Source organism: Micromonospora sp. NPDC020750, assembly GCF_044334565.1.
Classification (GTDB): Bacteria; Actinomycetota; Actinomycetes; order Mycobacteriales; family Micromonosporaceae; genus Micromonospora.
The window spans coordinates 151,717-164,244 of the sequence record NZ_JBIRTH010000002.1 but is presented as its reverse complement, the minus strand read 5'-3'; the positions used below and the strand labels follow the sequence as shown (position 1 = coordinate 164,244).

11 protein-coding genes are annotated in these 12,528 nt (G+C 75.7%); 2 read left to right on the top strand and 9 right to left on the bottom strand.

Going from position 1 to position 12,528, the window contains the following annotated elements:
• Positions 1-42: 42 nt before the first annotated feature.
• The 8 genes from ACH4T9_RS05890 to ACH4T9_RS05855 form a co-directional block, all read right to left on the bottom strand.
• Positions 43-801, bottom strand: a complete 759-nt coding sequence (locus tag ACH4T9_RS05890) for a type III pantothenate kinase (protein ID WP_396670586.1) — start codon at positions 799-801, stop codon at positions 43-45.
• An 89-nt stretch (positions 802-890) separates the two neighbouring features.
• Positions 891-1,796 carry a carboxylating nicotinate-nucleotide diphosphorylase gene (nadC, locus tag ACH4T9_RS05885; protein ID WP_396670587.1) on the bottom strand — a complete coding sequence of 302 codons (906 nt, stop codon included), beginning with the start codon at positions 1,794-1,796 and terminating at the stop codon, positions 891-893.
• Positions 1,797-1,837: 41 nt separating this feature from the next.
• Entirely contained in the window at positions 1,838-3,532 is a 1,695-nt protein-coding gene (locus ACH4T9_RS05880; protein ID WP_396670588.1) for an L-aspartate oxidase, read from the bottom strand.
• Between the two features lie 80 nt (positions 3,533-3,612).
• A complete protein-coding gene (locus ACH4T9_RS05875; RefSeq protein ID WP_396670589.1) occupies positions 3,613-4,509 on the bottom strand; it encodes a septum formation family protein in 897 nt (298 codons plus the stop codon).
• A gap of 113 nt (positions 4,510-4,622) precedes the next feature.
• Positions 4,623-5,048: an aspartate 1-decarboxylase gene (gene panD / locus ACH4T9_RS05870; RefSeq protein WP_350881414.1), complete on the bottom strand. Its 426-nt coding sequence runs from the start codon at positions 5,046-5,048 to the stop codon at positions 4,623-4,625.
• 26 nt (positions 5,049-5,074) lie between these two features.
• Positions 5,075-5,923 (bottom strand): pantoate--beta-alanine ligase, encoded by an 849-nt coding sequence (gene panC / locus ACH4T9_RS05865; RefSeq protein WP_396670590.1) that lies wholly within the window; start codon positions 5,921-5,923, stop codon positions 5,075-5,077.
• A 58-nt stretch (positions 5,924-5,981) separates the two neighbouring features.
• Positions 5,982-6,959: a Rossmann-like and DUF2520 domain-containing protein gene (locus ACH4T9_RS05860; RefSeq protein ID WP_396670591.1), complete on the bottom strand. Its 978-nt coding sequence runs from the start codon at positions 6,957-6,959 to the stop codon at positions 5,982-5,984.
• Between the two features lie 143 nt (positions 6,960-7,102).
• A complete protein-coding gene (locus ACH4T9_RS05855) occupies positions 7,103-8,377 on the bottom strand; it encodes a phytase (protein ID WP_396670592.1) in 1,275 nt (424 codons plus the stop codon).
• A gap of 54 nt (positions 8,378-8,431) precedes the next feature.
• On the opposite strand from ACH4T9_RS05855, the gene ACH4T9_RS05850 reads away from it, so the two are divergent.
• Together ACH4T9_RS05850 and ACH4T9_RS05845 are read left to right on the top strand one after the other, a co-directional pair.
• Entirely contained in the window at positions 8,432-9,466 is a 1,035-nt protein-coding gene (locus tag ACH4T9_RS05850) for an SAM-dependent methyltransferase (RefSeq protein WP_396670593.1), read from the top strand.
• On the top strand, positions 9,463-10,632 hold the full coding sequence (locus tag ACH4T9_RS05845; protein WP_396670594.1) for an NADH-quinone oxidoreductase subunit D: 1,170 nt from the start codon (positions 9,463-9,465) through the stop codon (positions 10,630-10,632). The genes ACH4T9_RS05850 and ACH4T9_RS05845 overlap by 4 nt, the downstream gene beginning before the upstream one ends.
• 46 nt (positions 10,633-10,678) lie before the next feature.
• Here the strand turns inward: ACH4T9_RS05845 and ACH4T9_RS05840 are convergent, their stop codons facing one another.
• Positions 10,679-12,454, bottom strand: coding sequence for a hypothetical protein (locus tag ACH4T9_RS05840; RefSeq protein ID WP_396670595.1), 1,776 nt, complete (start codon positions 12,452-12,454; stop codon positions 10,679-10,681).
• Positions 12,455-12,528 lie beyond the last annotated feature (74 nt).

Below are 12,528 nucleotides of genomic sequence, written 5' to 3'. Positions count from 1 at the left end.
TGGCGCGGGTTCCCCGCTCACGTCGGGAGGGTGTGTCGCGGGTCAGACGTTGCGCTCGTAGACCATCCGCAGCCCGATCAGGGTGATCATCGGCTCGTGGTGGGTGATGGCCCGGCACTCGCCGATCACCACCGACGCCAGCCCGCCGGTGGCGATCACCGCCTTCACCTCGCCCAGTTCCTCGACCATCCGCTCGACGATCCGGTCGACCTGGCCGGCGAAGCCGAAGTACAGGCCGGACTGGAGGCACTCGACCGTGTTCTTGCCGATCACCGACCGGGGCCGGGTCGCCTCCACCTTGCGCAGTTGGGCGGCGCGGGCCGCGAGCGCGTCGAAGGAGATCTCGATGCCCGGGGCGAACGCGCCGCCGAGGAACTCCCCCCGCCCGCTGATCACGTCGAAGTTGGTGGTGGTGCCGAAATCCACCACGATCGACGGCCCGCCGAAAAGGGTGTACGCGGCCAGCGTGTTCACCACCCGGTCCGAGCCGACCTCCTTGGGATTGTCGATCGCCAGTTGTACGCCGGTGCGCACCCCCGGCTCGACGATCACACTCGGCAGGTCGGCGTAGTACCGGGCCAGCATGTTGCGCAGCGAGCGCAGTGCGGCCGGCACCGTCGAGCAGGCTGCCACCCCGGTGATCTCCACGGCGTCACCGGCCAACAGCCCCCGGAACATCAGGCCGAGCTCGTCCGCCGTCGAGCGGGCGTCGGTCTTGACCCGCCAGGAGTGCACCAGCTTGTCGCCGTCGAAGGTCGCCAGCACGGTGTTGGTGTTTCCGATGTCGATGCAGAGCAGCACGCACGCAGCCTAGACGCCGGACTCGCCGGACGGCACGGACCGGCCGCCCACGGGCAGGCGGCCCGCCGGCGGCAGCGCCCTGGCCCGGCTCACTGCGTCCGCAGGTCCAGCGCGACGTCCAGGATCGGCGAGGAGTGGGTCAGCGCGCCCACCGACAGGTAGTCCACCCCCGTCGCCGCGTACCGCGCGGCCACGTCGAGGGTCAGCCCGCCGGTGGCCTCCAGCTCGGCCCGGTCGCCCACCGCGGCCACGACCTCGGCCAGCGTTGCCGGGGTCATGTTGTCCAACAGCAGGAAGTCCGCGCCGGCCTCGACCGCCTCCAGCGCCTCGGCGAGAGTGTCCACCTCCACCTGCACCGGCACGTCCGGGAAGGCCGTCCGGACCCGGCGGTAGGCCGCCGCGACACCGCCGGCCGCGAACTTGTGGTTGTCCTTGATCATCGCGACGTCGTACAGGCCCATCCGCTTGTTCGTGCCGCCGCCGGTGCGCACCGCGTACTTCTCCAGCGCCCGCAGGCCCGGGGTGGTCTTGCGGGTGTCCAGCACCATCGCCTTGCTGCCGGTCAGCGCGTCCGCCCAGGCCCGGGTGTGGGTGGCCACCCCGGACAGCCGACAGAGCAGGTTGAGCGCCGTCCGCTCGGCGGTGAGCAGCAGCCGGGTGGGCCCGGTCACGGTGGCCAGCACGTCGCCGCGGGCCACCCGCTGGCCGTCGTGGGCCACCAGCGACACCTCGGCGGCACCTGCGCCCCCGTCGGCCCCGGTCACCTCGCCGACCACCTCGAACACGGCCGCCGCCACGGCCAGCCCGGCCACCACCCCGTCGGCGCGGGCGACCAGGTCGGCGGTGTCCGTCTGGGTGGCCGGGATGGTGGCGACACTGGTGACGTCCAGGAAGTCCGGGCCGAGGTCCTCGGTGAACGCGTTGACGATCACCCGCCGCACCTCGGCCGGGTCGAGCCCGCCGGCCCGCAACGCCTGCTCCGTCGTCTCCCTCACTGAAAACTCCCTCGGTTCGCGACTACGGGGCTCGCAAGAACTCACCATGTCCCCTCCCAGCGGGACGTCAACCGGCCCTGCGACCCGATCGCGCCGGCCAGGTGGCCCAGCCACCGCTCGTCCGCCGTCGGGAAGTCCTCCCGCCAGTGGCAGCCCCGGGTCTCCTGGCGGGCGTACGCGGAGGCGACCAGGGCCGACGCCACGGTGATCAGGTTCGTCGCCTCCCAGTCGACGGTGCGGGGCACACCCCGGCCGGCGCCCAGCCCGCCGAGGTCCTCGGCCGTGCCCGCGAGGGTCCGCGCCGAGCGGAGCACCCCGGCGCCCCGGGTCATCGCCCGTTGCAGGGCCGGCGTCCCGTCGGCGGGCAGCACCCAGCCGCCCCCGCCGGCCCACGCGCCGGTGGCCGCCGGCTGGGCCTGGTCGGGCAGGCCGGCGGCGATGTCCTCGGCGATCCGGCGGGAGAAGACCAGCCCCTCCAGCAGCGAGTTGCTGGCCAGCCGGTTCGCGCCGTGCACGCCGGTGCAGGCCACCTCGCCGCAGGCGTACAGGCCTGGGATGGAGGTGCGACCGCGCAGGTCGGTGCGGACGCCGCCCGACGCGTAGTGGGCGGCCGGGGCGACCGGAATCAGGCCGGTGGCCGGATCCACCCCGATGGCCAGGCAGGACGCCACGATGGTGGGGAAGCGCCCGGCGAGGAAATCCCCGCCGAGGTGCCGGGCGTCCAGGTACACGTGGTCGGCGCCGGTGGCCAGCAGCACCCGGTGGATGCCCTTGGCCACCACGTCCCGGGGCGCCAGCTCGGCCAGCTCGTGCTGGCCGACCATGAACCGCTTGCCGTCGCCGTCGACCAGGTGCGCGCCCTCACCGCGCAGCGCCTCGGAGACCAGCGGCTGCTGGGCCCGGCCGGCCCCGGGCACCCCTGCCCCGGGCGGGGTGATCAGCGCGGTCGGGTGGAACTGGACGAACTCCACGTCGGTGACCGTCGCACCGGCCCGCAGGGCGAGGGCCACCCCGTCGCCGGTGGAGACCGCCGGGTTGGTGGTGGCCGAGAAGATCTGCCCCATCCCGCCGGTGGCCAGCACCACGGCCCGGGCCAGGATCGCCCCGACACCGTCCTCGCTGCCCTCGCCGAGCACGTGCAGGGTAATCCCGCAGGCCGGGCCGAGCCCGCCCGGACCGTCACCGGGGGCGCGCAGCAGGTCCAGCACCAGGGCGTGCTCGAACAGCCGGATCCACGGGTCGCGCCGGACCGCCGCGTGCAGCGCCCGCTGCACCTCCGCGCCGGTGGCGTCCCCGCCGGCGTGCACGATCCGGTCCGCCCGGTGCCCGCCCTCGCGGGTGAGCATGAGCGAGCCGTCCGGATGGCGGTCGAACTCCGCGCCGATGCGCATCAGCTCCCGCAGCCGGGTCGGCCCCTCCGCCACCAGCACCCGCACGGCCGCCGGGTCGCACAGCCCGACGCCGGCGAGCTCCGTGTCCGAGGCGTGCGCCGCCGGGGTGTCCGCCGGGTCGAGCACGGCGGCGATGCCGCCCTGCGCCCAGCGGGTCGAGCCGTCGTCGATGTTGACCTTGGTGACCACGGTGACGTGCAGGCCGGCCTCGCGCAGGTGCAGCGCGGCGGTGAGCCCCGCCACCCCGGAACCGACCACTACCACGTCGGTGGTCTCCACCCAGCCGGGCGCGGGCGCGGCCAGCAGCGACGGCAGGGCGGGCAGGTCGACGGTCGGTACGTCCATGAGCACAGTCAACCCGAAGGTTCCTCGCCCCGGGCGGCGGGGGCACGACGAGCGGTTTTCGGCTACGACGCCCGGCGCCGCTACTTCGTCCGAACCGGGATCCCCGCCGGGCCGGCCCCCTTGAGCGAGGCGGTCACCGAGCGGTCGCTGAGCCACAGGTAGCAGCGGACGCCCCGGTCGCCGACCCGCCACCGGCCCGCTCCGGGCGGGCGGATCATCACGCCGCTGCGGTAACTCAGGTCGCCGTCGTCCGGCACGCCGACGTAGCGGGCGAGCACCGAGCGGCAGCCGGTGTAGAAGGGGGCCCAGTCGGCGTCCCGGGCCGGGTACGGCCGGTCCGGCGCCTTCCACACCCCGACGAACTCGGCGTCGTGCCGGGTGGCGCACCCGACCGGCGTCAGCACCTGCTTCCCCCGCGTCCCGGCGAACCTGGTGCGCTGGCAGCCCAGCCGCAGCGGCGACGCCACCTTCAACGCGTCGCGCAGGCTGCCGGTGCGGGTGACCGGCACGGCCCCCGCCTCGGCGGTGCTCACCTCGGTCAGGTCGCAGCGGTACCAGCGGGCACCGGACGCCCAGCCGGGCTTCGACGGCTGCGCCACGGCCAGCCGGAGCCGGCCCGCCCGCCAGTCGTCGCCCACGTACCCGGTGGCCTTCGCGTCGCAGTCCGCGAACGCGCCGCGCAGCTCCGTCGACCCACCGGCCGGCGGGGCGGCCCGCTCCGCCGGGAACGCGCCCACGTACACGGTCTCCACCCGGTGCGCGACGGCGCAGTCCACCGGCGCGTACGCCGCCAGGGTGACCGTCTCGGTGAAGTCGGCGACCTGACACACCCCCGCGGCCGGGGTGAACGGCCCGGCCGGGGCGAGGGCCGCCCAGTCGTCGGTGAGGTCGCCGTCGAGCCCCGTGGAGGCACCACAGCCGACCAGCACGACCGCCGCGGCCAGGGCCGCGCACAGGGTCGTCATCGCACGGCGCATCGGGCCTCCCCAGCCACCAGCTCACGACGGCGACCTCAGAGTAACCACAGATGACCATCGGTGACAGACCGCGTACGAGCCGAAGTTCGCAGACGGCCGACCCGACCGGCCGGTCAGCCGACGACGGCGAGCGGGCTCGGGACCGGATCGCCGGCCGTGCCCGGCGCCACCGCGGCCGGGTCGCCGCCCAGCTCGACCACCCGGTTGTCGGCGTCCACGTGCACCACCCGGGGCCGGTACGCCCGCGCCTCGGCGTCGTCCAGCTGCCCGTACGAGATCAGGATGACCAGGTCGCCCGGGTGCACCAGATGTGCGGCGGCGCCGTTGATGCCGATCACGCCACTGCCCCGCTCGCCGGGGATCACATACGTCTCCAGCCGGGCCCCGTTGGTGACGTCCACGATCGCCACCTGCTCGCCCGGGAGCAGGTCGGCCGCGTCGAGCAGATCCTGATCCACCGTCACCGAGCCCACGTAGTGCAGGTCGGCCTGGGTCACCGTGGCGCGGTGGATCTTCGACTTGAGCATGGTGCGGAACATCGGGGTGCCTTTCGCGCGCGGAGAGGTCAGGAGCGGGGGGCGAGCCGAATCGCCGCGTTGTCGATGAGCCGGGTGGCGCCGACCCAGGCCGCGACCAGCAGCCGGGCCGGGCCGGCGACCGGGCCGGGCTCCAGGTCCGGGTCGGTCAGCACCAGGTAGTCGAGCCGGGCCCCGGCCGCGCCGGAGCCGAACGTCCGGTGGGCCTCGGCCAGCACCGCGCCGGCGTCCAGTCCCCGGTCGGCGGCGTCCGCGCCGGCCCGCAGCGCGGCCGACAGGCTCAGCGCCGCCTCCCGCTCCTGCGCCGAGAGGTAGCGGTTGCGGCTCGACAGGGCCAGGCCGTCCGGCTCCCGGACGGTCGGCACGCCGACCACCTCGACCGGCAGGTCGAAGTCCCGGGCCATCCGCCGGACCAGGGTGAGCTGCTGGTAGTCCTTCTCGCCGAAGAACGCCAGGTCGGGGCGGGTGAGCTGGAACAGCTTGAGCACCACGGTGAGCACCCCGTGGAAGAAGCCCGGCCGGCTCAGCCCTTCCAGGTCCTCGCCGAACAGGCCCGGGTTCACCCGCACCCGGGGCTCACCGTCCGGGTACATCTCCTCCCGGTCCGGCGCGAAGACCAGGTCCGCTCCGGCCCGCCGGCAGGCCTCCAGGTCCGCCGCCAGGGTGCGCGGGTACCGGTCGAAGTCCTCGCTCGGGCCGAACTGGAGCGGGTTGACGAAGATCGTCACCAGCACGTGGTCGGCCCGTTCCCGGGCGGCCCGCAGCAGCGTCTCGTGCCCGGAGTGCAGCGCGCCCATGGTCATCACCACCCCGACCGTGCCGGTCAGCCCGGCGCGCGCCTTCGCCAGTTCCTCGCGGGTCCGCACCAACTCGGTCACTGTGCTGCCACCTCGGTTCGCGACTGCGGGGCTCGCAAGATCGGCTCACTCCTCACACTCACGCTGCCACCTCCCGATGGGTCCCACTGAGCACGTCGAGCAGCGACTCGGCGTCCGCCGGGCGTAGGCGGCCCGCCGCGATGGCCCGGTCCGCCGTCCGCCGGGCCAAGGTCAGGTACGGGGCCACCGACTCGGGCGCGGTCGCGGCCAGCCGCTCCAGGTGCCGGCGTACGGTGCCGGCGTCGCCCCGGGACACCGGGCCGGTCAGCGCGTCGTCGCCGAGCCGCAGCGCGTTCTCCAGCGCCGCCCGCAGCAGCGGGGCGAGCACCTTCTCCGGCTGGCCCACCCCGGCGTCGCGCAGCCGGTCGGCCGCCTCGTTCACCAGGGTGACCAGGTGGTTCGCGCCGTGCGCCAGCGCCGCGTGGTACAGCGGCCGGTCGGCCTCCGCCACCCACTCCGGCACCCCGCCGAGGTCGGCGGTCAGCCGGACGGCGAGCGGACGCAGCTCGGCCGGGGCGGTCACCCCGTACGAGATTCCGGCGAGCCGGCCGAGGTCGTCGGGCGTACCGGTGAAGGTCATCGCCGGGTGCAGGGCCAGCGGACGGGCCCCGACGGCGGCAGCCGGGGCGAGCACGCCCAGCCCGTGCGCGCCGGAGGTGTGCGCGACCACCTGGCCGGGGTGCAGCGCGCCCGTCTCGGCGAGCCCGGCCACCACCCCGGCCAGCGCGTCGTCGGGGACGGCGATCAGCAGCAGGTCGGTGGCGGCCCGGGCCACGGAGGTGGCGGAGCGGTTCCGGGCCTCGGGCAGCAGCAGGGCGATCCGGGCCTTGGCCGCCCCGGAGACGCCGGAGGCGGCGACCACCCGGTGTCCGGCGGCGGCGAGCGCGGCACCCAGCACGGCGCCGACCCGGCCGGCGCCGATGACACCGACGGTGAGCACGCGGGGGAAGACGAGCGGGGCGCCGGCAGGGGCGCCGCCCGCGGGTACGGCGGCCCTGGAGGGCACGGCCGGACGCGGGCGCAGCGGTGCGCTCATGGCAACGATCCAGTCCTCGAAAAGGGGGTACCGGTCGATGGCAAGTATGCGCCGTGGTTAAGGAGCCGGAACAAGAGTGTGTGAAAACCTTCACCGCTGCGGCCGGGTCACCGCGCGGACGCGCGGCGACCCGGCCGCGGCGGTCAGCGGCGACGCAGGAAGCCGGCGTCGACGAACTTGAAGTTGGTCGCCGGCCGGGCCGCGCCGTCCACGCCCGGCGTCCCGGGGGTCTCGCGGCCGTCGTGCACCACCAGCAGGCCGCCGGGGAAGCCCGGCAGCCCGGTGGCGACCACGGCGGCCCCGTCGCACTCCTGGGAGCCGTCCACCGCCCCGTCGACCACCGCGAACCGCCCGACCGGCCGGCCCGTGCGCCGGTCGTACGTGTAGAAGGTGTCGTCGCCCTGGCTGGAGACGATCAGGGTGCCGGCGAAGCGTCCCGTCCGGTGGATGGTCAGCCCCTCCACGTCCTGGGCGATCCGGCCGCCGAAGCCGGGATCGGCCGCGTGGTCGGTCACGCAGTCGTCCGCCACGGGGTCGAACGCGGCCGGGACGCCGTACTCGCGGACCCGCTCGACCGACCGGGGGGCCTCGGCGAACCGACCGCCGACCAGCCGGGTCCGCCACAGGCCGACCTTCTCCTGGGCCAGGTGCACCACGCCCGTGTCCGGGTCCACCACGGTCCCCTCGACCTGCGGCCCGTCGCCCGGGTCGGTGCACGGCGACCAGGCGGTGCCGTCGGGCAGGGTGAACGTGGCGGGCAGGGTGAGCCGGTCCACGGGCCGGTAGGAGACCCGGCCGGCCCGTTCGACCAGCCGGAACGTCCCCACCTGGGTGGTGCTGCGCCGGCTGACCACCGCGTACGCGACCCCGGCCCGGTCGACGTGCGTGCCCAGCCCGTACGCGGTGCGCTGCTCGTTCACCTCGGCCTGGTCCCGGCTGAACGCGAACGGCACGTCCGGCGCGGTGACGTCGGTCAGCAGCCGGGTGGCCGGGTCGATCCGGTAGAACCTGAGCTGGTCGCGACCCCGGTCGGTGACCACGGCCAGGTCGACCTGCCGGCCGCCCAGCCGGAAGCCGGCCACCAGGTCGACGTTGTTGAACCGGCCGGCCTCGTCGTCCGGGCCGGGGGCCGGCGGGGTGGGGATCGCCTGCCGCTCGCGGCCGGCCAGGTCGTACACCCGCAGGCCGCCGTTCTTGGCGGCGGCGACCACCAGCGTGCCGCCCCGGTCGGTCGGGTGCACCCAGATCGCGGGGTCGTCGGCGTCCGCGTCGCCACCGGCCGCGTCGTCGAACAGGGCGGGGGTCTCGACCACCGCCCGCACCGGACGCGGCGTGCCGCCGGCCGGCGGCGCGGCGGCGGCGGGGCCGGCGAGCAACAGGGGTACGACCGCCAGCGCGGGGATCGCGATTCGTCTCATGCCACCAGACCGTAGGGTCGGCACGATGACGGCCCCTGAACGTGGAATGAACTGATGTCGCCGCGCTGGCGGGACGCGATGGACCGGGCGCTGTACGGGCCCGGCGGCTTCTTCGTCGCCGGTCCCGGACCGGCGGCCCACTTCCGCACCAGCGCGCACGCCTCCCCGGTGCTCGCGTCCTGCCTCCTGCGCCTGGTACGCGCCGTCGACCGGGCCCTCGGCCGACCGCCCACCCTGGACCTGGTGGACGTGGGCGCGGGCCGGGGCGAGCTGCTGCGAGCGCTGCTCGCGGCGCTTCCCGAGGAACCCGACGGGCCCGCACCGCTGGCCCGACGGCTCCGGCTCACCGCCGTCGAGAGGGCCCCCCGCCCGGACGGCCTGCCGGCGCGGGTCGACTGGGTGGACGAGATCCCGGCCGGGATCACCGGGCTGCTGGTGGCCACCGAGTGGCTCGACAACGTCCCGCTGGACCTGGCCGTGCCCACCGGGGACGGCTGGCGCTATCTGCTGGTGGACCCGGCGACGGGCGACGAGTCCACCGGCGACCCGCTCAGCGCCGAGGACGCCGACTGGCTCGCCCGGTGGTGGCCCGTCCCGGGGGCGCCCACGCGCCCCCCGCTCGACGGGGTGGAGGTCGAGCTGGGCAGGGAACGCGACGAGGCCTGGGCCCGCGCCGTGGGCCACCTCGACCGGGGGCTGGCCGTGGCCGTCGACTACGGGCACGCGCGCCGGTCCCGGCCCGTCGGCCGGACGCTGACCGGTTACCGGGACGGGCGACAGGTGCCCCCGGTGCCCGACGGCTCCTGCGACGTCACCGCGCACGTCGCCATGGACTCCGTGGCCGCCGCCGGCGCGCGGGTCGCGGGTCGCGCGTACACCCTGCTCGCGCAGCGGGAGGCGCTGCGGGCGCTCGGGGCCGACGGCGGGCGACCGCCGCTGAGCCTGGCCGCCACCGACCCGGCCCGGTACGTGCGGGCGCTCGCCGCCGCGTCGGCGGTCGCCGAGCTGACCGACCCGGCCGGGCTCGGCGGACACCGGTGGCTGCTCCAACCGGTCGGCGTCACCGTCGATCCGCTCATGGCACGATGACGGGCATGACCACGGACACCGGTGACCTGCGCGAGCTGACCGTCGGCACCGGGGCCGGCGGGGAGCAGCTCGGCACCGACATGGTGCTCAACATCGGCCCGCAGCACCCGTCCACGCACGGGGTGCTGCGGCTGAAGCTGGTCCTCGACGGGGAACGGGTGATCGCCGCCGAGCCGATCGTCGGGTACATGCACCGGGGCGCGGAGAAGCTGTTCGAGGTACGCGACTACCGCCAGATCATCGTGTTGGCCAACCGGCACGACTGGCTGTCGGCGTTCTCCAACGAGCTGGGCGTGGTGCTGGCCGTCGAACGGCTGATGGGCATGGAGGTGCCCGAGCGGGCCACCTGGCTGCGGATGGCGCTGGCCGAGCTGAACCGGGTGCTCAACCACCTGATGTTCCTCGGCTCGTACCCGCTGGAGATCGGCGCGATCACGCCGATGTTCTACGCGTTCCGGGAGCGGGAGACCATCCAGGCGGTGATGGAGGAGGTCTCCGGCGGCCGGATCCACTACATGTTCAACCGGGTCGGCGGGCTGAAGGAGGAGGTCCCGGCCGGCTGGACGGGTCGGGCCCGGGCGGCGATCGGCGAGGTGCGCCGCCGGATGCCGGACCTGGACAACCTGATCCGACGCAACGAGATCTTCCTGGCCCGCACAGTCGGGGTGGGGGTGCTGTCGTCCGCCGACGCCGCCGCGTTCGGCGCGTCCGGCCCGGTCGCCCGGGCCTCCGGGCTGGACCTGGACCTGCGCCGCGACGAGCCCTACCTGGCGTACGGCCAGCTCGACGTGCCGGTGGTCACCAAGACCGCCGGGGACTGCCACGCCCGGTTCGAGGTGCTGCTCGACCAGGTGTACGCCTCACTCGACCTCGCCGAGCAGTGCCTGGACCGGGTGGACCGGCTCACCGGGCCGGTGAACACCCGGCTCCCGAAGGTGGTGAAGGCCCCGGAGGGGCACACCTACGCGTGGACGGAGAACCCGCTCGGCATCAACGGCTACTACCTCGTGTCGAGGGGCGAGAAGACGCCGTGGCGGTTGAAACTGCGCACCGCGTCGTACGCGAACGTGCAGGCGCTGGCGACGCTGCTGCCCGGCTGCCTGGTGCCGGACCTGATCGCCATCCTCGGTTCGATGTTCTTCGTGGTGGGCGACATCGACAAGTAGCCGGGCGCTGTACGCCGCGCTCCGTCGGCGGCCGGTCGGCCGGCGGTCAGGGCCGGCGGTCCGCCGAGCGGGCGCCACCGGCGCGGGGCGGGTCGTCGCGGGGCGGATGGCCGGACCACTCCCCGTCGGCGTTCTGATGCCGGCCGGTCCGTTCCGGGTCCGGCCGTCGGCCGCCCGGATCCTCGTCCCACCGCTGCTCGCCCTGGCTGCGTCCGGGGCGGGGCTCGCTCCGCCGCACCGACGCCCAGCGGTCCTCGACCCGGTACCCGCTGCCGTCGGCGTGCGCCGTGGCTCGCCGCTCTCCGACCCGGACCTCCCGGCCCCGCTCGTCGTCGTGCACCTCCGCCCAGCGGTCCCCGGCCCGCAGCTCCGACCACTGGCCGGGTCCGGCGGGTGCCGGCTCGGGCTGGTACGGGCGGGCACGCCCGGCACCGGCGGACCAACCCGGCGCGTCCCACGAGCCCCGGTCGGCGGGCCGGGCCCCGTCGGGCACACCCGCCCGCATTCCCCCGGACTCGTCGGCCCTGCCTGCCCGGCCGGGCTCGTCGACGTGATCTCCCCAGCCCGGCCCGTCGGCGGGGCGTCCCCAGTCCGGCCCGTCGGCGTGGCCGCGCCCGTCGTGGTGATCGGACCGGTCGGCGTAGTCGTACCGGCCCACCCGGCCGGCATCGCCGTACTGACCCGCCCCGCCTGCGTCGTCGGGCCGGCCGGCCCACGCGGCCCCGTCGCGCGATGCCGCCCCACGCAGGGCCTCGTCGCGCAGGGCCGTCCGGCCCGGTTCGTCCCGTGACACGGGCCACGCGGGTTCCTCACCCGGGACGGGCCAGGCGGGCGCCGCACGGGCGGCGGAGCGGCCGAGCGCGTGCCGTTCGGTCGGCTGCGGCGGCCGGGAGCGGTCGTCGGGCGGTTCGGGACGGGTACGGGCGGACGAGTCGGCGTGCCCGGCCCAGTGGTCCTCCGGCTCGGGGGCGACCGCGCTGGCCCACGGTCGCTCCTGCGGCGTGGACGGCCACCGGCCGGCGGGACCGGCACCGTACAGGCCCATGCCCGGTTCCGGCCCGTCGACGACGGTGTGCCGGGTGGTGACGTGCACGGTCTCGGTGTGCCGGACCAGCCCGACTGGGCGGGGAGTGGGCTCGGGGGCAATCGGGCGGGCAGCCGGCTCAGGGGCACCCGGCCCGGACGATCGGGCGTCGGGCTCGGCTGGCCGGGGCGCCGGTCCGGGGCCGCCGGGCTGGACGGGCCGTTCGGCCCCGGAACGCGGGGTCGGCCGGGGCCGGCGGACGGGTGGCTCGTCATCGTGGGCCGTCCCGGGCACCCGGACCCGCCCGGAATGGGCTTCGTCGATGTCCTGGGGGCGGCGCGCGTCGTCGTACGCCTCGGCGAGCGGGACCCGGGCGCGGCCGGCGCCGGCCGGCCTTTCGGCGGACGGCTCGGGGGCGGCGGCGGTCGCCACGGCGTCGAGCCGGCGACGCAGCGCCGCAACCTGGTCCTGGGCCCCCTGGGACGCGTCGAGCGCCTGGTTGCCGCGCTGCCCGGCGGCGGCGATCTCGCCGCGCAGCTCGCGGCGCAGCTCCTCGATGTCGTCGTAAAGGGCCTCGATCTCGGCCCGGCTGCCGCCGCCGTCCGTGCGCAGGGCGATCGAGAGACCGATCAGCACCACGGCCGTGACGGCGAGCACGGCGGCGAACCGCAGCGGCCCGTTGCCGTCGGCGACCAACAGGATCAGCGCCGCGACCGGGGCGAACGCCACGCCGGTCCAGAAGAGCACGGGCAGCAGACGGGACTCACGCCTGTCGGTGACGGCAACCGGGTCGGGCATGGGTGTGCAGCCTACCGAGAGTTCCAACGGCTGGGAACGGGGCGGACGCCCTGACGGGCACCGGTCGCCGGCGG